At 64.9% G+C, this 20,562-nt stretch carries 21 protein-coding genes and 1 pseudogene; 5 read left to right on the top strand and 17 right to left on the bottom strand.

Going from position 1 to position 20,562, the window contains the following annotated elements:
• Positions 1-21: 21 nt before the first annotated feature.
• Positions 22-2,742, bottom strand: a complete 2,721-nt coding sequence (locus VEIS_RS13470; protein WP_011810504.1) for a helicase-related protein — start codon at positions 2,740-2,742, stop codon at positions 22-24.
• Positions 2,743-2,913: 171 nt separating this feature from the next.
• On the opposite strand from VEIS_RS13470, the gene VEIS_RS13475 reads away from it, so the two are divergent.
• The 3 genes from VEIS_RS13475 to VEIS_RS13485 all read left to right on the top strand — a co-directional run bounded on the left by VEIS_RS13475 (position 2,914) and on the right by VEIS_RS13485 (position 5,772).
• Entirely contained in the window at positions 2,914-4,179 is a 1,266-nt protein-coding gene (locus tag VEIS_RS13475; RefSeq protein WP_011810505.1) for a tyrosine-type recombinase/integrase, read from the top strand.
• A 97-nt stretch (positions 4,180-4,276) separates the two neighbouring features.
• On the top strand, positions 4,277-5,449 hold the full coding sequence (locus VEIS_RS13480) for a P-loop NTPase family protein (protein ID WP_011810506.1): 1,173 nt from the start codon (positions 4,277-4,279) through the stop codon (positions 5,447-5,449).
• Positions 5,446-5,772, top strand: a complete 327-nt coding sequence (locus VEIS_RS13485) for a hypothetical protein (protein WP_011810507.1) — start codon at positions 5,446-5,448, stop codon at positions 5,770-5,772. Before VEIS_RS13480 ends, VEIS_RS13485 begins: the two co-directional genes overlap by 4 nt.
• A 9-nt stretch (positions 5,773-5,781) precedes the next feature.
• On the opposite strand, the gene VEIS_RS13490 is transcribed toward VEIS_RS13485, so the two are convergent.
• The 4 genes and pseudogenes from VEIS_RS13490 to VEIS_RS29750 form a co-directional block, all read right to left on the bottom strand.
• The gene (locus tag VEIS_RS13490; RefSeq protein WP_011810508.1) at positions 5,782-6,117 is read right to left on the bottom strand and encodes a hypothetical protein; all 336 of its coding nucleotides are present in this window, start codon (positions 6,115-6,117) and stop codon (positions 5,782-5,784) included.
• Between the two features lie 391 nt (positions 6,118-6,508).
• Positions 6,509-7,465: a PDR/VanB family oxidoreductase gene (locus tag VEIS_RS13495; protein ID WP_011810509.1), complete on the bottom strand. Its 957-nt coding sequence runs from the start codon at positions 7,463-7,465 to the stop codon at positions 6,509-6,511.
• 11 nt (positions 7,466-7,476) lie between these two features.
• On the bottom strand, positions 7,477-7,992 hold the full coding sequence (locus VEIS_RS13500; protein WP_041950030.1) for an aromatic-ring-hydroxylating dioxygenase subunit beta: 516 nt from the start codon (positions 7,990-7,992) through the stop codon (positions 7,477-7,479).
• A 136-nt stretch (positions 7,993-8,128) separates the two neighbouring features.
• A pseudogene (locus tag VEIS_RS29750) lies at positions 8,129-8,278 on the bottom strand (IS4 family transposase); the annotation flags it as partial.
• A gap of 67 nt (positions 8,279-8,345) precedes the next feature.
• On the opposite strand from VEIS_RS29750, the gene VEIS_RS26315 reads away from it, so the two are divergent.
• Positions 8,346-9,065 (top strand): IS3 family transposase, encoded by a 720-nt coding sequence (locus VEIS_RS26315; RefSeq protein WP_083758627.1) that lies wholly within the window; start codon positions 8,346-8,348, stop codon positions 9,063-9,065.
• 202 nt (positions 9,066-9,267) lie between these two features.
• Here the strand turns inward: VEIS_RS26315 and VEIS_RS13515 are convergent, their stop codons facing one another.
• Entirely contained in the window at positions 9,268-10,587 is a 1,320-nt protein-coding gene (locus VEIS_RS13515) for an IS4 family transposase (RefSeq protein ID WP_011809967.1), read from the bottom strand.
• Positions 10,588-10,791: 204 nt separating this feature from the next.
• Here VEIS_RS13515 and VEIS_RS13520 point away from each other — a divergent pair, with 204 nt between their 5' ends.
• Positions 10,792-11,166, top strand: a complete 375-nt coding sequence (locus tag VEIS_RS13520; protein ID WP_011810511.1) for a hypothetical protein — start codon at positions 10,792-10,794, stop codon at positions 11,164-11,166.
• Between the two features lie 12 nt (positions 11,167-11,178).
• On the opposite strand, the gene VEIS_RS13525 is transcribed toward VEIS_RS13520, so the two are convergent.
• The 11 genes from VEIS_RS13525 to VEIS_RS13575 all read right to left on the bottom strand — a co-directional run bounded on the left by VEIS_RS13525 (position 11,179) and on the right by VEIS_RS13575 (position 20,552).
• The gene (locus VEIS_RS13525; protein ID WP_011810512.1) at positions 11,179-11,718 is read right to left on the bottom strand and encodes a hypothetical protein; all 540 of its coding nucleotides are present in this window, start codon (positions 11,716-11,718) and stop codon (positions 11,179-11,181) included.
• A 323-nt stretch (positions 11,719-12,041) separates the two neighbouring features.
• A complete protein-coding gene (locus VEIS_RS13535; RefSeq protein ID WP_041950032.1) occupies positions 12,042-12,266 on the bottom strand; it encodes a hypothetical protein in 225 nt (74 codons plus the stop codon).
• A gap of 878 nt (positions 12,267-13,144) precedes the next feature.
• Entirely contained in the window at positions 13,145-13,267 is a 123-nt protein-coding gene (locus tag VEIS_RS31155; protein WP_265259655.1) for a hypothetical protein, read from the bottom strand.
• Positions 13,268-13,276: 9 nt separating this feature from the next.
• A complete protein-coding gene (locus VEIS_RS13540; protein WP_011810515.1) occupies positions 13,277-13,468 on the bottom strand; it encodes a 2-hydroxymuconate tautomerase in 192 nt (63 codons plus the stop codon).
• Between the two features lie 11 nt (positions 13,469-13,479).
• Positions 13,480-14,514 (bottom strand): 4-hydroxy-2-oxovalerate aldolase, encoded by a 1,035-nt coding sequence (dmpG, locus tag VEIS_RS13545; RefSeq protein WP_011810516.1) that lies wholly within the window; start codon positions 14,512-14,514, stop codon positions 13,480-13,482.
• A 13-nt stretch (positions 14,515-14,527) separates the two neighbouring features.
• Positions 14,528-15,439, bottom strand: coding sequence for an acetaldehyde dehydrogenase (acetylating) (locus VEIS_RS13550; RefSeq protein WP_011810517.1), 912 nt, complete (start codon positions 15,437-15,439; stop codon positions 14,528-14,530).
• A gap of 14 nt (positions 15,440-15,453) precedes the next feature.
• A complete protein-coding gene (locus tag VEIS_RS13555; RefSeq protein WP_232287687.1) occupies positions 15,454-16,602 on the bottom strand; it encodes a Bug family tripartite tricarboxylate transporter substrate binding protein in 1,149 nt (382 codons plus the stop codon).
• Positions 16,603-16,637: 35 nt separating this feature from the next.
• Positions 16,638-17,426: a 2-oxo-3-hexenedioate decarboxylase gene (gene dmpH / locus VEIS_RS13560; protein ID WP_011810519.1), complete on the bottom strand. Its 789-nt coding sequence runs from the start codon at positions 17,424-17,426 to the stop codon at positions 16,638-16,640.
• Between the two features lie 15 nt (positions 17,427-17,441).
• On the bottom strand, positions 17,442-18,227 hold the full coding sequence (gene dmpE / locus VEIS_RS13565; RefSeq protein ID WP_011810520.1) for a 2-oxopent-4-enoate hydratase: 786 nt from the start codon (positions 18,225-18,227) through the stop codon (positions 17,442-17,444).
• Between the two features lie 22 nt (positions 18,228-18,249).
• Complete coding sequence (locus VEIS_RS13570; protein ID WP_011810521.1) at positions 18,250-19,101, bottom strand: alpha/beta fold hydrolase; 852 nt, start codon at positions 19,099-19,101, stop codon at positions 18,250-18,252.
• Entirely contained in the window at positions 19,098-20,552 is a 1,455-nt protein-coding gene (locus VEIS_RS13575; RefSeq protein ID WP_011810522.1) for a 2-hydroxymuconic semialdehyde dehydrogenase, read from the bottom strand. Before VEIS_RS13575 ends, VEIS_RS13570 begins: the two co-directional genes overlap by 4 nt.
• Positions 20,553-20,562 lie beyond the last annotated feature (10 nt).

The raw sequence follows: 20,562 nt of genomic DNA on the forward strand, positions 1-20,562 counted from the left end.
TTTGGCATGCCAAGAGGCCCATCACAGCGATGCCTCCGGCGCGACGGCCTTGGCCAGCAACTGGCCCAGATCGAGGTTCTTGCTGGTTTCCGCCCAGTCCGGCTCCTGCGTGAAGGGCTGGCGCACGTAAAACGGCCCCTCGTGCCGATCACCGTCCACCAGCACGATGGCGAGGATGAACTTGTCCGCCTGGTTCAGGCCGTAGAGGATTTCGTTGCGCGTGACGGTGATCGTGGACTGGCCCTTGGCGCGGCCTTTCACCTCGATGTGGCGCGAGGTCGTCAGGCGGCCATCCACGGGCTGGGGCTGGCTGGTCAGGTCCCAACCGCACTTCTGCGCCGAGACATCGATGACGGCGTGACCCAGGGCGCGTTCGGCGGCGATCACTGCGTGCATGGCGATGCGCTCGATGCGGGTGCGGGCGGCGGCGTCTGCCGACCAGCCGCCTTGTTCCGCCGGAACGCCCTTGCGTTGCATCAGCAGCCCCGCCGGGATGACGAGCGCGCCGCCGAGCACGACCGGCGTGGCCGAGACCACATGGCGCATGGCCAGTAGTTCCTTCTCGCGCGATTCGCGGCGTGCCGTGAGGTCGTCGATGGTGCGGCGCACATTCTCCAGCGTCAGGCGAACATCCTTGCCTGCGGCTAGGTCGTCTTGCAGCTTGATGTAGCGGTCTGACCAGAAGTTGATTTCCTTGACCAGCCGCTCGTGGACGGCGTTCAGGGTCTTGTCCACGGACTTCTCGCGCCGCGAGCGCACTTCGTCGAAGTGTTCCGGCACGAGGTGGCTGCCCGCGTGGGCCAGGGCTGCGTGCTCCAAGTCCTTGGCGATCCACGGCGCGGCCAGCATGTCTTGGATCAGCGCCATGTCGCCAGCGGCGAGCGGCTCCAAGTCCAGATGGGGTGCCCAGCCCGCATCGATGGTCTGGCCGGAGGCATCGATCTCGACGAACTGCATGCGCCGTGAGGCCACGCGCGCGGGGTCGGCCCGTTCCAGGACCCGGTGGTCGATGATGAACATGACCTTGGGTGCCAGCCCCCAGTCGCTCGGATCGACCAGCACTGCGCCTTGCTTGAGTTTGTTGCGGTGCTGCTCCAGCACGATGTCGGTGACCGACTGCATCAAGGGGTGGCCCGGATGCAGCAGGCTGGCCATCGGCACGCCCACCCGGTCGAGAATGCGCACGTACTGCTTTTCGAAGCAGATGCGCTCGTAGCGGCGCAGCACCGGGTCGGTGTTGCGCCGGTCCCGGCCCGTGATCTGGCGGTCGCGCTCGCGGATGATGGCGGGGACGTTGGTGATCTCGTAGCGGCCCGGCTCGCGCGGCCGCAGTTCGCCGCCCAAGGACGCGAAGGCTTGCTTGAAGAAGGCGCGGATGAAAAAGGGCTGGAGCTTGCGGGCTTCGGCCTTTTCCATTTCATCCTTGACGGTGAACAGGCGCTTCTCGTCCATCACTTCTTCGCACAGGGCGTTGCGCTGGATGATGTTTTCGAGGTGGCGGGTGTCGAGCGCGCCTTCGATCTTTTTGCGCAGGCGCTCGCGCACCCCGGGGTCGGCCCCGTAGCGGATGGCCTCGATCAGCAAGTCTTGGAGGCTCTTTTCCTCGAACACCTCGCCGAGGATGTCGAACACGCGCCCGCCCAACGCCTGCCGCTCCACTTCGAGCTTCTCGAACAGGCGCTGAAACACATCGCCCTCGCGGGTTTCGGCGGCGACCATGTTCCACAGGTGGCAGACCTCGGTCTGGCCGATGCGGTGGATGCGGCCAAAGCGCTGCTCCAGCCGGTTGGGGTTCCACGGCAGGTCGTAGTTGACCATCAGGTTGGCGTTTTGCAGGTTCACGCCTTCGCCCGCCGCGTCGGTGGCAACGAGAAAGCGCGCGCTCGGGTCGTTGCGGAACAGTTCCTGCACCTTGCGCCGGTCCTCGCGCTTGACGCCGCCGTGGATCATCACCACGGCTTCCTCGCTGCCGATGAGGCCGCGAATCTTCACCGCGAGGTAGTTCAGCGTGTCGCGGTGTTCGGTGAAGATGATGAGCTTGCGCTGGCGCCCGGCGCTGTCGTGCATCTCCGGCGTGTCTTGCAGCAGGCGGGAGAGTTCGTCCCACTTGCGGTCTTGGCCGGAGTGCACGACCTGCCGGGCCTGTTCTTCCAGCCCTTCGAGGAGGATGATTTCGGCTTCCAGTTCCTGGATGGTCTGCGCCGCCGTGGTCTGATCGACCAGATATTCCTCGAAGTCCTCATAGGCTTCGGGCGAGAAATCGTCTGCGGACTCCCAGATATCTTCGGGCGAGCCGTTGCCGTTCTCGTAGCCGACGGTTTCGGCCAAACCTTCTTTGACAAGTTGGCCGCGCTGGCGCAGTTTTTCATCCTCGACGCGGCGCTTGAGCTTGTTGCGGCGGCGCTTCAGCGACTGGTAGATGGCCTCGGGGCTGGAGGCGAGCCGCCGTTGCAGCGCGGTCAGGGCAAAGCCCACCGTGCCCTTGCGGCCACCGTCGGCCAACTGATCGGCGCGGGCGAACTCGGTCTTCACATAGTTCGTTACCGCCGCGTACAGGGCGGCTTCGGGATCGGAGAGCTGGTAGTTGACGGTGTAGGCACGCCGTTCGGGAAACAGCGGCGTGCCGTCGAACGTGAGCATGTCTTCCTTGACCATGCGGCGCATCAGGTCGGCCACGTCCACCTTGTGCGCGCCGTCGCGGAACTTGCCGTAGAAGCGGTCGGCGTCCAGCAGCCACCCCATTCCCTTGCTCCACACGGTCTCACCAAAGACCGATTTCCACGCGAAATCAACGACTTAGACGGGTCGTTTGCATCAGGAGCATTCAACCGGTTTCATAAAAAAACCGGTCAATGTGGGGGAACATTTGGGGGAACGAATGGCGGTTTTTCAACCGTTAGGAGTTGTTCCCCCATGCTCACCGATAAGCACTGCAAAAACGCACTCTGTCCCGCCGATAAGCAGCGGGTTCGCCTCTCCGATGCGGCCGGTTTGTACCTTGAGGTGTCACCGTCCGGTTCCAAACGCTGGTTTTGGAAGTATCGCTTCGACGGCAGAGAAAAACGGCTCGCGCTCGGCGTCTATCCAGACGTACCGCTCAAGGACGCACGAACGGCACGCGATGATGCGCGAAAGCAACACCAGCGCGGCGTCGATCCAGTGCTTGAACGTCAGCTTGAGCGGCTGAGCAACCGTTCAGACCCTGAAGCTACCTTTGAGGTTGTTGCGCGGGAGTTCCACACGACGAAAAAGAGGTCCTGGAGTCTGGAGTACGCCAGAAGGTGGCTGGAGCGTCTGGAAAAAGACATCTTTCCGTGGCTTGGCAAACTGCCGCTCAAACAGATTTCTGCTCCTATGCTTCTGCAGGCCTTGCGCCGCGTCGAAGCGCGGGGCGCGCGCGAACTGCCGCATTCGCTGTTGGAAGCCTGCGGGCAGACCTTTCGTTACGGTATCGCCACTGGCCGGTGCGACAGGAATTCCGCAGCGGACCTTCGAGGTGCTCTGCGCCCAGTGCTGACGAAACACATGGCAGCCATCCTGGAGCCGAAGGAGGTTCGTGAGTTGATGTTGGCCATTCGTGGCTATGACGGGCAACTGACCACGCGGGTCGCCCTTTACCTGTCGGCGCTACTGTTCCAACGGCCGGGCAACATCCGCCAGATGGAGTGGGAAGAGGTTGATCTTGAGGCGTCCATGTGGAAAATTCCTTCGGAGAAGATGAAGCGGAAGAAGAGCGAAAAGCTCAACGGGCGCCCGCATCTGGTTCCGCTTGCGCGTCAGGCCGTGGCCGTGCTTCGGGATCTGCAGCCGCTGACAGGGAGAGGGCGCTACGTGTTCCCCGCGGTCGTTAGCCCCAAACGTCCCATGAGTGAAAACACGGTGAGGGTAGCATTGCGTCGGATGGGATTCGACAACGACACGATGACTCCTCACGGCTTTCGAGCGATGGCCAGAACGCTTCTCGTGGAGTGGCTGAATATCTCTTCAGATGTCATCGAAGTGCAATTGGCCCACCGGAAGTCTGGACCGCTCGGCTCGGCCTACGACAGGGCCGAGTTCATGGTGCAACGCCAGACCATGATGCAGTCTTGGGCTGACTATCTTGACGCTTTGTGTGAAGCTCACACGGGCTCGGGGGAGAACGCTTATCAACATGAGAGTACCGTAGCGGCAACATGACGCGCCCTGCATGCAAGAATGGATTCCCTATTCAGCTTGCCCTTTGGTATGTTTTAGTCAATACTACTAATTAGCTTGTTTGACTAATTTCTCCAAAATGTACTTTTTCCGCCGCACCGCCTTGGCCGAGCAGATGGCCAAGCAACTCATTCAGCCTGGCATGCTTGATCAAGGACTGCGGTCAGGACTCTTCCTGTCGGGACTGCGGCGCACTGGCAAGACCACCTTTCTGCAGCAGGACCTGATTCCTGCCCTGGAGGCGATGGGGGCGCTGGTCATCTATGTCGACTTGTGGGCCGATACCAAGGCCGATCCCGCCACCCTGATACATGCGGCGATCCGCAAGGCGCTGGAGGACTTGCAGACCCCCACCTCTGGCGCGCTGGCGCGCCTGAAGCGGCTCAAGGGGCTGGATATTGGTGCAGTTGGACTCAAATTCGGCTTCCAGCTCACCGATCTGGGCGCACGCGGCGGGCCCACCATCGCCCAGGCCCTGACCGAAGTGGTCGACCTGGCCAAGACCGACGTGGTGCTGATCGTCGATGAGGTGCAACAGGCCCTTGCCGGCGATGACGGCAGCCAGATGCTGCTGGCCATCAAGGCGGCACGCGATGCGATCAACCCGAGGCCCCACACCCCCGGACACTTCATCTTCATCGGCACCGGCTCGCATCGCGCGCAGGTGGTCGGCATGACGCTGCAGGGAAAACACGCTTTCGCGGGCGCCACGTCGGTGGACTACCCCACGCTCGGTGAGGACTACGTCGACGACGTGCTCAAGGGCATTGCAGGCGAGGGCGCGAAGGTCTTGCCCAGCCTGCCTGTCGCCGTCGAGGCGTTCAACACGCTGGGCCGCCGGCCGGAGGAAATGACCCGGGCCTTGCGGCAACTGCAACAACAGGATCCAAAGGACGCGGACCGCTACCTGCCGGTGATCGCGGCGACCTTGAAGGGTGCGGCCGCGGACGTGGAGTTGCGCAAGGTCGAGGACCTGGGGGTTCTCGCCACGGCCGTCTTCAATCGCATTGCGAGTGCGCAGGGCGATGCGACGGGCTTGTTCGCTGCGGACGCTTTGGGCGAGTACGCCGCGACGGTGGGGCGCGAGGTGACGGCCGACCAAGTCCAACGGATCGCCGAGGAACTGCGCAATGCCAACATCATCATGCGCAAGGGCCATGGCGTCTACGCGGTGACCGACCCCTTCGTGCAGGATGCTTGGCGCGGGCGTAAGACATTCCCAGCACCGGCCGTCAAGGTGGAGTCGACATGAGCACGCTCACCGGGACCCCGTGGGGCTTCTTGTCCGATCCAGTGGCTGGAGTTAACGTCACGGCTGTCTACTTGCAGTTACGTGCGCCTGACAGCACGGTGTCCACCGTCACGGACGCAATGCGCCACGTCCAGCAGTTGCCGCGGCCGATCACGCCTCGCATCGTCTCCGCGCCGGGACTTACCGTGCAACTCGAACTCTGCGCCAGGCCGCAGATCATCGCCGGTCGCTCACCACACCGGCTCGACCAAGATGAGGAGGAATTGCGCGAAATCCTGCGTGTCCTGGCTGCCCATGGACTGCAAGTCACGCCGCCGGCGTAGCTGAGAGGTTCAGCCGGCGGTGCGACGGACAAGGCGCATGGCGTAGGTGCCCGCAACGATGCGGTCCACGTTGCTCGAAAAGGACTTCACCGCATCGATGAGGGCCTCAACCTGTTCGAGGGTGATGGCTTGCGTGCAAGTGCTGAGAGCATTTCGACCTTCGCTCCAGTAGTCGCCGCTCAGACGAGCCGTGAGTTGATCACGCGCGAAGCGCAGGTAGACGTGGGCTTCCTTCGGTCCGACCGCAGTCGCATAGACCTTGGTGGCGGTACCGTGCGATACCAGTTCCTCGGTGTTCCAGCCGAGAGAGGCAAGTGCGGCACAGATGTGTTGGGTATTGCTCATGGCATGGCTCCATTTCAGTGACGGATTCCGGTGTGGTTGCGCACATCCGAATCCAGATTTCCAGGAAGAAACGGGACCACTGCTTCCCCAGGGATGCGTGATCCCTGGGGAGTGAAGAAACGCGGGCCAGGCCCGCTCTGGCACTTAACGCGTGCGACGCCCGGAAGACTCCGGGATGTTTTCACAATGGAAGCTTCGCAGCATCAATTCTCGAGGTCTATGGCGATGTCGTCTCACGAAGGGTGACACTGCCACATCGAATGCCCTGCTGGGGACGCAGAATGTGCGTGGCGAGAAAGTGTGAGCGCGCGGCTACTGCGCATGTAGCCCGCTTTTGAACCTCGGCGAGCCGGATCACGGCCTCACCTGACCGGACCGCCGGCCGGCCCGGTCAGAGGTCCAGTACCAAACGCTGGCCCTTGCTGCCCGAGACGCAGACCATCATCACGTCGCCGCGCGCCTTTTCGGTCGGCGTGAGCACGCTGTCGCGGTGCTCAACCTCGCCGTCTAGAACCCGCGTCTCGCAGGTGCCGCAAGCTCCTGCCATGCAACTGTAGGGCACCTGGATGCCCTGATCCATCAAGGCGTGCAAGATGCTGATGCCGGGCGCCACGTCCACGCTGCGGCCACTTCGTTGCAACACCACGGTGTAAGGGGCCACGGTGGACGCCGCACTTACCACCGGCGCCGAGAAGCGCTCGACGCGGGCATCGGTCAAGCCCAGGCGGGCGCTCGCGGCCTCGAAAGCATCTAACATCGGGGCGGGCCCGCAGCAGTAGGCACTGGTGTCTCGCGGCAGGCGCGCCAGCCATCCGGCCAGGTCAGGCGGGAGGCTGGCCTCGCTGTCGATGTGCAACGTGAGTTCAGGCACCAGCGCGTGCAACTCGGCAGTGAAAGCAGCCGCTGACGCGTGTCGGACAGCGTAGAGCATGCGCACGGGCTTGCGGAGCTCGGCAAGGCGCTGCGCCATCGCCAGAATCGGCGTTACGCCGATGCCCCCGGCTATCAGCGCGAAGGCCGGCGCGGCCTTGTCCAGGCGAAAGTGGTTGCGCGGCGCGCTGATCTCCAGCAGCGCACCCGCGCGCAGTTGCTCATGCACCCAGCGCGAGCCGCCGCGGCTGGCGCGGTCTAGGCCGATGCCCAACACGTAGCGATGCACGTCGCCCGGTCTGCTGCACAGCGAGTAGCTGCGAGTAAGGCGGTTGGGCAGATGAAGGTCCACATGGGCTCCTGCCTCGAAGGCCGGTAGCGGTACGCCGTCGACGTGCACGAGTTCGACCGAGATTACGCCCTCGGCTTCCCAAACGAGCGAGCGCGCCCGGACGCTGATTCGGTCGTCGTTGTGCATCAGGCCCCTGCTCAGAACAGTGCCGTCAGGTTGTTGGCACCGACGGTAGCGCCGTTCATCACTGCCTCGCGGGAACGCAGGCGCCAGCGCCCGTCGTGCCGGCCAAGCACGTCGTCGCGCGTGATGGTTAGCACTATCGGCACCGTCGAGCGCCCGCAGATGCGGTGCACCAACTGGTGTGACCGCACATGCACGCTATCGGCCGCCGTGCCGGCCGCCACCATCACGTTGGAGACGAGACGCCGCGTGAAGCTGTGTGGGTTCTCCGCAATCGAGAGGCTGCTCTGGCTCAGCAGGTACACATGCGCCTCGAGCGAGGCGCGGTTCTCGTCGAGCAGCGGCACAGCCACGGGCGTGCTGGCCGCATCGATGACCTCGCGCGAGCACAAGCGGACCAGTACCTGCGGCTCGAGCAGTTCAAGCCACTCGGCGTAGTGCGCTTCATCGAGCAGCCGCGCTTCTTGGTAGAGAAAGCCGGTGACGTCCAGGTGGAGGGCTACGGCCTCGGGATTTAGCAGATTGTTCATGTTGAAGGGCCTCGTGCGGGAGCTCAGCGGACAACTTCGGACCAATGGCGCAGCCAGTTGCGCTGCAGGTGCTCGCTCAGGAGTGAGGGATGCACTTCGCCCGGTCCACGATACGGCACGGGCTTGACGCATGCCCTTACACACAACGTCCCCCCGCATCCTGAAGCAAGCGCATATGCTCAACACCCTGCACAAAATCCCTGACCCGGGCAAAGCCAAGCCAGAGGGATTTGACGCCGGGCTGTCCATCGCACTTGCGACCCAGGAAGCCGCCGAGCATGGCGATTTGCTGACCCTGCCCACGAAAAACGTATCCCTTGCTGAGTGGTTCAATGCAAGCAAGGAAAACGGAAATGACGAAGACAGTGCGGGCGCGCTACACGCTGGAATTCAAGCAGGAGGCAGTGCGACTGGTTCACGGCGGCCAGAGCATCGCAGCGGCGGCCAGGACGCTGGGCGTGGTGGAACAGACGCTGTTCAACTGGGTCAAGGCGGATCGCCTGGGCAAGCTCACAGGCGCTGACAGCAAGGTCGTGAGCGCCGAGCAGATGGAGATCAGTCGACTGCGGGCGGAGCTTGCACGGGTGAAGATGGAGCGTGACATCTTGGGAAAAGCGACGGCGTACTTCGCGAAGGCGCAGAGCAGCCGCCAGGTGGTGGGCTGGTCACTGCGCCAGGACATGACGCGCGACATCGTCATCGATGCTGTGCGCATGGCCTGGTTCAAGCACCATCCGCGCAAGCATGCCGGGCTGATCTTCCACAGCGACCGGGGCAACCAATACGCCAGCGAGGACTTCAGGGACGTGCTCGCCCAGTGCGGCATCACGGCCTCGATGAGCCGCAAGGGCAACTGCTGGGACAACGCCTGCAGCGAGACCCTGTTCGGTTCGTTGAAGGTGGAGCGACTGCATGGGCAGCGCTTCGTGACGCGGCGCCAGGCCAAGGACGAGGTCATCGCCTGGGTACTCTGGTACAACCGCACCCGGCTACACTCCACGCTGGCGTACGCCAGCCCGGTGCGGTTCGAGCAAGACTGGCATGCGGCTCAGGCCAAGCAAGCCAATTCGTGACTCCGCTATGGGGTACGGATTCCAGGGGCAAGGTCACGTATCATTACGGTTTTTATGAAAAACAGATCCCCTCCCCCCGCCGCACGCACAGCATAGGAAGCTACCGCAGTCGCCCAGATGCGCCGAGAGCCCTGGCTTCGAATTCAAGCGCAGCGGTCGGTCAGCTTGTGTGCGGCGTTGAAAGCATCCGATTGCACACATCTCACAGCGCCTGGATTTCCCTGGCGTAGTCCAGTCCGGCAGCGAAGTCGGCCACGCGCTGCATGCCGATCCATAACGTCTTCACGCCGGGCTCGCCATCGCACTTGCGCCCCAGAAAGCCGCCCAGCGTGGCAACCATCCGGATGACGGTGTTCAGGCGCGGCGCCTGCTTGGGGATGGGCTTTTTGAGCAGGAAGTGCACGCCGCGCCATTCGTCGGGCTCGAAGAACAGTTCGGCGGGTAGATCCGGGCCATTGCGCCCCAGGCGCATCAAGCGCGCGATGCGCCAGGCTATCACCAGGTACAGGGCGATGGCGCGCTCGAGCCGCTCGATGCGGCTCAATTGCAGTGCCTCGATCCGGCAGCCGTTCTTGACGACGTGAAAGAACAGTTCGATCTCCCAGCGGGCGCGGTACCACTCGATCAACTGCGTGGCTGCCTGCAAGTCGCCGGCTGGGCGGTTGCTCAGCAAGCGCCATTCGATGGGTTTGACGCCGCTCGGCGGGTGTTCTTCGCGAGCGATCACACAGGTCACGGTGACGCCCTGGGCCAGCCGCACCGACTTGGCCCACACCGTCTGGTGCACCCGCCGGGCGCGCTGGCCGCGCGGCGCGTGGGTGAAGACGATCTGGCCCAGAGGGTGGCCGCTTGTCACTGTGGCCCACAGCTTGCCGTCTTCGGGCAGAACCCGGTTGTGCTTGGCGCGCACCAGCCAGTCGGCCGGATGGCCCAATTCTGCAGCGCGGCGCATCAGCGCCAGCAGGTCGCTTTCGCGGTCGGCCACATAGACCAGCCGGGTTCCAGGCAGGCTGGCCGCCTGCTCGGCGATGCGCTCGTAGCCTTCGATCCAGCGCGTGCTCTCCAGCACCTCATCGCTCGCAGCCTGCCCCTTCTTGGCCGAACGCGCCCACATCCACGCATCGATCACGCCCAGCGGTTCGCGATCGGGCGTGATCGCGTAGGTCGGATGCAGGTACATCCCGCGCTGCGCGTCGTAGCTCAGCCGGCCCAGCCCGGCAATGCCCTGACCGTTGAAGTCCAGCTCCGTCGTGTCCTGCAGGCACAGCACCACCGGGTGCTCGGCCATGCGCTGGGCGCTGGCCTGCCAGTGCGGCTTGAGGATGTCCTGCCAGTCAATGTCCTCGTGCGCAAAGAAGCGGTAGGCACCGCGGGTGTCGCCCCAGCCCCCGCAGGCAGCCGGGATGCTGGGTGTGGGCTGCCGGCTGAAGGTCTCGGCCAGTTTCACCTGCCGCCGGTTCAGGCGCTTGTCGCCCAGGTCCAGGTCCGCGAACTCCTCTTGTGCCCAGCTCATCCGTTCCATCTTCTCTTCGAAAAATCAACAGCTTACCGCCGAATCTTCAAGATGTGTGCAATCGGATGCGTTGAAAGCGGCCACCGGCGAAGTGCTGGGCCGCGCCGTGAAACGCCAGCGAGCAGTTCGTCGACATCCTCACAGATGTGTTGAGCGTGCTAGACGCAAATCGGGTTTCAGATCAGAGTTAACTCATCAATTCAGCCATCCGTAATGACTATCAATACCCGCATCTTCTTGCTCATCTGCTTGGGCGCATTCTGCGCGTCTTTTGTCGTGCAAACCGTATTCCAGAGCATTCTTGGCGGGTCTATGTCGGTGTGGGGAGGTAATGCGGGCTGGCAGCGTGAGATTGCGTTTTGGAATGTCGGCGTTGCGCTGATCGTCGTGCAGCTGTTAAGGCTCAACGATCAACGAGCGGCGCTCGTTGCAGTACAGGGTTTTACAGTGCTTTTCTTGCTGCTAGGCCTTAATCACACGCAGGCATTATTCACAAACCCCGGAGCGCAGTTTCATTGGCCGCCTATGGTGCTCAACTCAATAGGTTTCTTTTTCGGAGTGAGGCTTTTATACAAAAGGGGTGCTTAGTTGTCCAGCACCCTACTTCCGAGCGGCTTGCGCCAAGAATACCCGTTTCGATACATCAACTGCTCGGGCCACTTGAAGGCTGGTGTCAGCCGCAGCCGCAGCGGCTGGTGTCTCGGTCCCGGCCTGCGACTTGAACGCCGTCCGCGCGGCCCGGACTTTCGGATCTGCCGAAAGGCGACGGACCTTGGCCGAGGCCGGTTCGGCACCCTGTTCGGGCAGGCAGGCCACGGCGATGTCGCCGCTTCGGCCGAGCGCACGGCGCAGTGCCTTTGGGAGCCTGATGAAAAAGCCACCCAAGAGCCAGCGCACGAAATGGCCGATACGCTGGTTTCGTGCCTCGCGGGCCTGGTGCAGCCGCAGGGATTCCCGGCAGCACAGGTACAGCGCCAGGTGGTCGCGCTTCATCTGGGCGTCGGCTTCGAGTTGAGCCATCACTTCAGCCGCGATCGCCGGATCCTTGCCGACACGCTGGTAGAACGACACCCAGGCGCGGTCTTCCTCGGTGGCGATGCTGGCTCGGCGCGGCTTGGCACGGGGCGCATTCAGGGGCATGGTGTTTCTCCTTGGTTGCGGGAAGTGCGTACCGGCCCCATCGGGAGGCGGCAGTCTCCCAGGGGTTGAAGCGGTGCGCTGCTTTGCTAAGCTGGCTTCCCGCACACTTCGAAAGCCCACACCTGCTTCGTGCAGGCCATTCACTACGGTTCACGCCCGTCGAGGTCGAGGAATTCCGAAAGCTCGGACTCGACGTCGACGGGGCGCGAACGCAGGACGATCTCGAACAGGCGCTGACCCGATGGGCCGGGACACTGACCGAGGAACGCCCTGATCTGCTGGACAAGATCGCCTCAGCGCTTGCTCAGGCGAAGGGCGCCCCGCTACCCGCGCGATTGACGCGGGTGCGGTGAGGCGCCACGCTGGGCATTTGCTTCAGCGATCGCGATCCAGCGGTCGGCGATCCGATCCAGGTAGACCAGATCGTCGGCCTCGATCTCGCCCGCTGCGCGCAGACGGGCGATCACTTCCTTGACCAGGGACGGATCGTCCCGGGCCAACTCGACTACGGTGGCGGCGATGCGTTTGCGGTACAGGTCGACGCACATGGTCAACCTCCGGCGGCGCAGCGCCCACACGTGTGAACCGTGCACCCGCAGGAGCAGGGCAACGGTCGCAACAGCACCGGCAGCACACGGCGCGGCGGATGGAGACGACGGGCAAGCCCGGACCCACCCGGCAGCGTCGGCACGGGGCGCAACTCTCTTGTCACAGGGACGACGAACATGGGGTTCTCCTTCTGGAAAAGGGAACACCCATCCCTGGCGGGGACTTGGGGGTCCCCGTTCGGGAAAGCTCCGCGGTAGCAGAGCGGCTCGGCGCAGACCAGGACGGCCCGCGTGGGATGAAGGCCCGCGTCCTTGCGGGGCAGGCCTTCGCTCGATGGCATGCAGCCGCAGGGCTGCGCGCCATGCGCACATGGGCCGGCTGGTAGGCCGACCGGAACTCACGACCGCCGAAGCGGCCACCCCGGACGAAGCCGGGGATCTCGAGGGCAGGTAACGACTGCGACGCCAGCGTGGCTGGACTTCATGCAGCCGGAGCTGCGGTGAAGGCTTTGTGGACGCGATGTCCACGGGAAGCCTTTGCAGTATCGGACGCTGGGTATGTTGTAGGCGTTCCTGTTCGACTCGCCACCCGAAACTGCACGCGTGACGGGGTGGTTTTCAGGGGCGGTGTCTTTGGTGAACTACAGCTCTTTTTCCAATAGCGTCAAAGGCGTGACGGCATAGCCACTGAGAGCACCAAGATTGGTGGCTGGATTGAGCCCCAGCATTGCGCCGCTCACCCTACGGATGCCCGAGTGGAGGGTGGCCTCGGCTTGCCTACCAGCGGGGACTGATCCGCTATTCCACCCAGAACGGCGTGGCCAAGGGCCGGAGCCGCGCGCAAATGCTGCTGTGCGCCTTGCGCCCGCGCGTGCTTATTACACCTGCATCCTGGGGGCCATCTGCATGGCCCTGGCGGCCAGCCTGTGCAGACTCAGGCGCAGCACGTTGACGGGTGGTCGCAGCAGTTGTGCATCGACCCCGGCCAGCAACAGCGGCACCAGGCGATGTCAGCGCCCGAGGTCTTTCGCGCTGACCCCGGCAATGCCCCAATTCTGCTTAGGCACGTCGTGGATCCAGACACGGATGGTTTCCTTGGGTGCCCCCACGGCCTCATGCAAGGCCTGGGTCACCTTTTCGATCACCGCGCGCTTCTGGTCTTCGGTGCGGCCTTCGAGCATGTAGATCTGGGCGAATGGCATGGCTGTCTCCTTCAGGCGGCAAGCCGGCCGCGTTCGCGCGCCATGGTCATGGCGGTGTCCTCGATCATGTCTTCCTGCCCGCCGACCATGCCGCGCCGGCCCATCTCGACCAGGATGTCGCGCGCCGGGACGCCGTACTTCTGTTCGGCGCGTTTGGCGAACAGCAGGAAGGAGCCGTAGACGCCCGCGTAGCCCAGCGTGAGCGCGTCGCGGTCGATGCGGATCGGGAAGTCCATGATGGGCACCACCAAGTCCTCAGCCACGTCCTGGATCTTGAACACGTCCACGCCGGTCGCTATGCCCATCAGATCGCACACCGCGATCAGCACCTCCATCGGCGTGTTGCCCGCGCCCGCGCCGAGGCCGGCCGCCGCCGCGTCGATGCGGTTGGCCCCCGCTTCAATGGCCGCGATCGAGTTGGCCACGCCCATTGCCAGGTTGTGGTGGCCGTGGAAACCCAGTTCGGTTTCAGGCTTCAGTGCCTCGCGCACGGCGCCCACGCGGGTCTTGACGGTCTCGGGCAGCAGATGCCCGGCCGAATCGGTCACGTAGATGCAGTTGGCGCCGTAGCCCTCCATCAGCTTCGCCTGCTCGAGCAGCTTCTCGGGGCTGGCCATGTGCGCCATCATCAGGAAGCCCACGGTGTCCATCTCCAGCTTGCGCGCGAAGCGGATGTGCTGCTCGGACACGTCGGCCTCGGTGCAGTGCGTGGCCACGCGGATGGTGTGCACGCCCAGGCCGTGCGCCATCTTCAGGTGGTCCACGGTGCCTATGCCCGGCAGCAGCAGGGCCGAGACCTTGGCCTGCTTCACCAGCGGGATGACCGCGCTCAGGTATTGCTCGTCGCTGTGGGCCGGAAAGCCGTAGTTGACCGAGCTGCCGCCCAGGCCGTCACCGTGAGTGACTTCGATCAGCGGCACGCCGGCGGCGTCCAGCCCGCAGGCGATGGTCTTCATCTGCTCGAGCGTCATCAGGTGGCGCTTGGGGTGCATGCCGTCGCGCAGCGTCATGTCGTGCACGGTGATCTGCTTGCCTTTGAGTGTCATGGGGTGCTCCTTCTCACGCGGCCACGGGTTCGAGGACGAGCTCGCCCTTGAGGATTTCTTCGGCGAACATCTCGGCCGTGCGCGCGGCGGCGGCGGTCATGATGTCGAGGTTGCCCGCGTACTTGGGCAGGTAGTCGCCCAGGCCTTCGACTTCCATGAAGACCGAGACGCGCTGGCCGTCGAACACCGGGCCGTTGACCAGCTTGTAGCCCGGCACGTACTTCTGCACCTCGCGGATCATGTCGTGGATGGACTGCGTGATGGCGGCCTCGTCGGGCTTGCCCTCCACGAGGCAGTGCACGGTGTCGCGCATGATCAGCGGCGGCTCGGCCGGGTTGATGATGATGATGGCCTTGCCCTGCCTGGCGCCGCCGACCTTCTCGACGGCGCCCGCCGTGGTGCGCGTGAACTCGTCGATGTTCTTGCGCGTGCCCGGGCCGACCGAGCGGCTGGAGACGGTGGCCACGATCTCGCCGTAGGCCACGGGCTGCACGCGGCTGACGGCGTAGACCATGGGGATCGTGGCCTGGCCGCCGCAGGTGACCATGTTGACGTTCATCTCGCGCCGGCCGACGTGCTGCTTCAGGTTCACCGGTGGCACGCAGTAGGGGCCGATGGCCGCGGGCGTGAGGTCGATCATCATCGCGCCCTGGGCGTTGACCTTGGCGCTGTTCTCGGCGTGCACGTAGGCGCTGGTGGCGTCGAAGACAATCTGCACGCCGTCGGCCTTCATGTGCGGGATCAGGCCGTCCACGCCTTCTGCGGTGGTTTTGATGCCCATCTCACTGGCACGTTTCAAACCATCGGATGCCGGATCGATACCCACCATCCATACCGGCTCCAGCACGGGGCTGCGCTGCAGCTTGGCCAGCAGGTCGGTGCCGATGTTGCCCGGACCGATCAGGGCGCATTTGATTTTTTTCATGGGGATTCCTTCATTCATTCGAGTGTGATGCGGGGGTCGCGGATTACCTTGGCCCAGCGCTCGTTTTCGGCCCGGATGTAGCCGGCGAAGCGCTCGGCCGCCATGGGGGTCGGTTCGGCACCGATCTGCGCGAAGCGTTCGGCGACCTCACTTGTGCCGAGCACTTCGGTGATCGCCCGGTGCAGGGTGGCGGCCACCGCCGGAGGCAGGCTGGCCGGTGCGACGATGCCGAACCAGGTCGGCACGTCGAAGCCGGGATAGCCCTGTTCGGCCACGGTTGGTACGTCGGGCAGCAGGGCGCTGCGCGTGGCCGCTGTGATGGCGATGGCCTTGAGCCGGCCCGCATTGACGTTGGGTGCAGCGCTGGTCAACGAGCTTTCGAACGACAGCAGCACGGTGCCGGCCAGCAAATCCTGGGTGGCGGGCCCGGTGCCCCTGTAGGGCACGTGCACCAGTTGAATCCCGGCCGCTACCTGGAAGGACTCGGCCGCCAGGTGGTTGGCAGTGCCCATGCCCGAACTGGCGTAGGCCAGTTTGCCCGGGTTGGCCTTGGCATAGGCGACCAGACCCCGAAGGTCGTCGAACGGCGCCGAGGGGTGCGCCACGATCGCGCCCTTGGCGATGCCCACCAGCGTGATCGGCGTGAAATCTGTCTTCACGTTGTAGGGCAACGCCGGATACAGGGCCGGGGCGATCGCCAGGCTGCTCACCGCGCTGAGCGCGATCGTGTAGCCGTCAGCTGGTGCGTTGGCCACGGCGGCCGTGCCCAGGTTGCCACCGGCACCGGCCCGGTTCTCGATCACCACGGGCTGCTTGAGCCGTTCGCTCAGCAGTCGGCCGACGACACGGCCCATCACGTCGGTGGGACCGCCAGGCGCGAACGGCACGATCAGCTTGATCGGACGAGACGGATAGGGATCGGCTGCCAGCGCGGCGCCAGCGCCTAGTGTCGCGTCACCGATCAGATGTCGTAGGCTGCGCGCAGCCATCGGAGCGCAGCGCAAGGCGCATCGCGCAGCCAATACCGAGCGTATTGGCAAGCGATGCAACGCCGCGATGCGCTTCGATGGCCAGCGCAGACCGACAGATGATCGGTGACGCGACACTAGCGCCAGGCCCGCCAATGCCAGGGTGGAAATCAGGAAAACCCGTCTTCTGTTCATGCGTTTCTCTCTCGTTTGAATGGGAAGAAGGGGTGTCAGGTGAACCGCATCGAGACCGTGCCCAGGTCCTGGAAGCGCACGTTGACGCTGTCGCCGGCCTGCACGGCGATGGCCTCGGTCACGCCGCCGGTCATGATGAAAGTGCCGGCCGGGATGGCCTGGCCGCGTTCGCCGAGGTGGTTGGCCAGCGCGGCGATGGCCGCGGCCGGGTGGCCCATCACGGCCGCGCCCGCGGCCATGGCCACGATCCGGCCGTTCTTTTCCAGCACCACGCCGAGCGTGCGCAGGTCCAGCGCGTCCACGCTGCGCGCGCGGCCACCGATCACGAAGCGCGAGGCCGAGGTGTTGTCGGCGATCACGCTCTTGAGGTCGAACTTGAAGTCGCGGTAGCGGCTGTCGATGATTTCCACACCGGGGATGACGAAGTCGATGGCGGCCATCACGGCGCCCACGTGGCAGCCCGGTCCCTGCAGCGGCGCCTTGGTGACGACGCAGATCTCGGCCTCCACCTTGGGGTGGATGAGTTCGGACGTCCTGATCTCACTGCCCTCGGTGCGGGCCATGTAGTCGCTGACGAAGCCGAACACGGGCGTGTCCACACCCATCTGCTTCATCTTGGCGTAGGAGGTCAGGCCGCACTTGAGGCCCACGGTCTTCTGGCCGCGGCCTTCCTTGCGGGCGCGGATGGCATCCTGGATGGCGTAGGCGTCGGCCCAGTCCATGTCCGGGTGGTCGTCGGTGATCTTGAGCACGTCCTGGGCCTCGAGTTCGGCGTTCTCCAGGTGCTCGGCGAGTTGGGCGATGGTGTGCTGGTCGAGTTTCATGAATCGCTTCTCCGTTCAAGCCACAAACCGGACGGAAGTACCGCCCAGTCCACCGACCGTGCAATACAGGCTGTCGCCCGCCACCACCGGCACCAGGGGCGACTGCGAGCCCGAGAGGATGATGTCGCCGGCCTTGAGGCCTATGCCCAGCCGCCCCAGCGTGTTGGCCAGCCAGGCCACGGCGTTGACGGGCGAGCCCTGCACCGAGGCGCCGCACGAGGTGCTGACGATCTCGCCGTTCTTCTCCAGCACCATGCCGGCCAGGGCGAGGTCGATGTCGCGCGGGCTGCGGCGCAGGCCACCGAGCGTGAGCACGCCGCAGGAGGCGTTGTCGGCCACGGTGTCCTGGATCTTGATCTTCCAGTCCTCGATGCGGCTGTCCACGATCTCGAAGCAGGGCATCACGCAGTCGGTGGCGCGCAGCACGTCGGCGGCGGTCACGCCCGGGCCTTCGAGGTCGCGCGCGAGGATGAAGGCCACCTCGGCCTCGGCCTTGGGCGCGATGAATTGGGCCATGCTCAGCGGCTGGCCTTCGTTGAACACCATGCCCGAGAGCAGGTGGCCGAAGTCGGGCTGGTTCACACCCAGCATGTCCATCACGACCTGGCTGGTCACGCCGATCTTCTTGCCCACGACGCGCTCGCCGGCGTCGAGGCGGCGCTGGATCATGCGCAACTGGATCTGGTAGGCGTCGTCGATGGTGATGCCCGGCTCGCGCTCGGTCAGCGGCGCCACGGGCTGGCGGCTGAGCAGCGATTGGTACAGCTCGTCGCCGTGGCGCTGGATTTTTTGTGGGTCCATGGGGTGTCCTGTGAAAGGGAAATCAGGCGCCGTCGGCCTCGGCCAGGAAGTCGCCGACGAGGCGCACGAAACGGTCCGCGTGTTCGATCTGCGTCCAGTGGCCGCAGTGGCCGAACACGTGCAACTGGCTGTGGGCAATCCACTCGCTGAGCCTGAGCGAGTTCTGCAGCGCGATGACCTTGTCTTCCCGCCCGTGCACGATCAGCGTCTCGTGCGGCAGCGCGCGGATGGCCGCCTCGGGGCTGGCCATCGCATCGACCCAGCGCTGGCGCGGCGCCGGGAACATGGCGGCGAACGATGCCTGGAAACCGGGCCGGATGCTGGCCTCGTAGCGCAGTTGCGCCAGTTCGTCGGTGACCAGCGCGCGGCTGTGGGCGAAGATGTCCAGCAGGCGCTTCATGTTGTCCAGCGAAGGCTCGTAGCCCCACACGGCGTCAAGGCCCGGCGTGATCGGAAAGGACACGCCGACCGATCCCATGAGCACCAGCCGCCGCACGCGCTGCGGCGCGCGGATGGCCAGCGCAAGCGACAGCGCGCCGCCGAAGCTGTTGCCCACCACGTCGGCCTGCTCGACGCCGAGCGCATCCATGAGGTCCAGCACCTGCTGCACCCAGGCATCCATTGTGTAGGCCTGTCCGGCGGGCCGGTCGGTGTAGCCGAAGCCCACCATGTCGGGCGCGATCACGTGGCGGTCTTGCGCGATCACGGGCAATGCCAGCCGCCAGTTGGCCCAGGCGCTCACGCCCGGGCCGGAGCCATGGATGAACAGCACCGGCGGCTGGCCGGGGCGGGATTCGCCGAGGTCGTGCACGTTGGTGTGGAAGGAGCCGGTGCGCACGCTGCGCGCAACTTCGGGGTTGTGCGGCGCGTTCACAGCTTCACCATCACGTTGCGCAGTTCGGTGTAGAACTCCAGCGAATGCACGCCGCCCTCGCGACCGATGCCGCTGGCTTTCGATCCGCCGAAGGCGGTGCGCAGGTCGCGCAGGAACCAGGAATTGATCCAGCACAGGCCGACATCGATCGCGGCGGCCACGCGGTGCGCGGTGCCCAGGTCCTGCGTCCACACGGTGGTGGCCAGGCCGTAGTCGGTGGCGTTGGCCAGTGCGATCGCTTCCTCCTCGGTGTCGAAGGGCGCGATGTGGCAGCAGGGGCCGAAGATTTCCTCGCGGATGACGGCGGCGCTCTCGGGCAGGCCGATCCAGATCGTGGGCAACACGAAGTGGCCTTCGGCGAATTCACCCTTCATTTCGGGCACACCGCCACCGGTGACCACGGTGGCGCCTTCGGCCCTGGCCTTGGCGTAGTAGCCCAGCACCTTCTCCTTGTGCTCGGCGGAAATCAGCGGGCCGAGGTTCACGCCCGGCTCGTGGGATGGCCCGACCTTCAGGCCTTCGGCACTGGCCTTGAGCGCGGCCACGAACTTCTCAAAGATCGGGCGCTGCACGTAGACGCGCTCGGTGCCCAGGCAGACCTGGCCGCAGTTCTCGAACGCGCTGCGCGTGATGCCGGCCACGGCCTTCTCGAAATCGGCATCGGCGAACACGATGCCGGCGTTCTTGCCGCCGAGCTCGAAGCTGACCGGGCGCACGCCCTTGGCGGCCGCGGCCATGATGGCTTCGCCGGTGCGCGTCTCGCCGGTGAAGGTGATGCCGTTGACGCCGAGGTGCTTAGTGATGAACTCGCCGGCCGAGCCGGGGCCGAAGCCGTGCAGCACCTGGTACACGCCCTTGGGAATGCCCACGGCGTTCATCACCTCGCCCAGCAGCGTGGCGGTGGCGGGCGTTTCCTCCGAGGGCTTGACGATCACGGCATTGCCGCAGGCCAGCGCCGGGCCGACCTTCCAGGTCATCAGCAGCAGCGGCAGGTTCCAGGGGCAGATCACGCCGACCACGCCCAGCGGCGAGCGCACCGCGTAGCTGATGGCGGTGCCGCCGTCGGGTGTGGCCATCTGGAAGCTCTCGGTCGGCACGTTTTTGACGATGTCGGCAAAGATCTTGAAGTTGGCCGCGCCGCGGGGAATGTCGATGTGCGAGGCCAGCGAGCGCGGCTTGCCGGTGTCGGCGAGTTCGGCTTCGAGGAACTCGTCGAAGCGGCGGTGGATCTCGTCGGCCACCGCGTGCAGCAGTTCGGCGCGCCGGACCACGCTCATGCGGCCCCATTCGCCCTTGAGCGCGGCGTGTGCGGCGGCCACGGCGGCATCGACCTCGGATTGGCCGGCTTCGTGCACCAGGCCGATGACCCGGTTGTTCGCCGGGGCGCGGTTCTCGAAGGTTTTTCCGGTGGCGACGAACTCGCCGTTGATGAAGTTGTGAAACTGTTTCATGGTGAACAGA

This window comes from Verminephrobacter eiseniae EF01-2 (genome assembly GCF_000015565.1).
GTDB lineage: Bacteria > Pseudomonadota > Gammaproteobacteria > Burkholderiales > Burkholderiaceae_C > Acidovorax > Acidovorax eiseniae.

Coding starts and splice junctions, on each gene's coding strand:
- VEIS_RS13575 (WP_011810522.1), bottom strand. CDS start 20,552: ATGAAACAGTTTCACAACTTCATCAACGGCGAGTTCGTCGCCACCGGA.
- VEIS_RS13520 (WP_011810511.1), top strand. CDS start 10,792: ATGACTATCAATACCCGCATCTTCTTGCTCATCTGCTTGGGCGCATTC.
- VEIS_RS13525 (WP_011810512.1), bottom strand. CDS start 11,718: ATGCCCCTGAATGCGCCCCGTGCCAAGCCGCGCCGAGCCAGCATCGCC.
- VEIS_RS13550 (WP_011810517.1), bottom strand. CDS start 15,439: ATGAAAAAAATCAAATGCGCCCTGATCGGTCCGGGCAACATCGGCACC.
- VEIS_RS13540 (WP_011810515.1), bottom strand. CDS start 13,468: ATGCCATTCGCCCAGATCTACATGCTCGAAGGCCGCACCGAAGACCAG.
- VEIS_RS13480 (WP_011810506.1), top strand. CDS start 4,277: ATGTACTTTTTCCGCCGCACCGCCTTGGCCGAGCAGATGGCCAAGCAA.
- VEIS_RS13515 (WP_011809967.1), bottom strand. CDS start 10,587: ATGGAACGGATGAGCTGGGCACAAGAGGAGTTCGCGGACCTGGACCTG.
- VEIS_RS13475 (WP_011810505.1), top strand. CDS start 2,914: ATGCTCACCGATAAGCACTGCAAAAACGCACTCTGTCCCGCCGATAAG.
- VEIS_RS13485 (WP_011810507.1), top strand. CDS start 5,446: ATGAGCACGCTCACCGGGACCCCGTGGGGCTTCTTGTCCGATCCAGTG.
- dmpH (WP_011810519.1), bottom strand. CDS start 17,426: ATGAAACTCGACCAGCACACCATCGCCCAACTCGCCGAGCACCTGGAG.
- dmpG (WP_011810516.1), bottom strand. CDS start 14,514: ATGACACTCAAAGGCAAGCAGATCACCGTGCACGACATGACGCTGCGC.
- VEIS_RS13470 (WP_011810504.1), bottom strand. CDS start 2,742: ATGGGGTGGCTGCTGGACGCCGACCGCTTCTACGGCAAGTTCCGCGAC.
- VEIS_RS13495 (WP_011810509.1), bottom strand. CDS start 7,465: ATGCACAACGACGACCGAATCAGCGTCCGGGCGCGCTCGCTCGTTTGG.
- VEIS_RS13500 (WP_041950030.1), bottom strand. CDS start 7,992: ATGAACAATCTGCTAAATCCCGAGGCCGTAGCCCTCCACCTGGACGTC.
- VEIS_RS13490 (WP_011810508.1), bottom strand. CDS start 6,117: ATGAGCAATACCCAACACATCTGTGCCGCACTTGCCTCTCTCGGCTGG.
- dmpE (WP_011810520.1), bottom strand. CDS start 18,227: ATGGACCCACAAAAAATCCAGCGCCACGGCGACGAGCTGTACCAATCG.
- VEIS_RS26315 (WP_083758627.1), top strand. CDS start 8,346: ATGACGAAGACAGTGCGGGCGCGCTACACGCTGGAATTCAAGCAGGAG.
- VEIS_RS13555 (WP_232287687.1), bottom strand. CDS start 16,602: ATGAACAGAAGACGGGTTTTCCTGATTTCCACCCTGGCATTGGCGGGC.
- VEIS_RS13535 (WP_041950032.1), bottom strand. CDS start 12,266: ATGTGCGTCGACCTGTACCGCAAACGCATCGCCGCCACCGTAGTCGAG.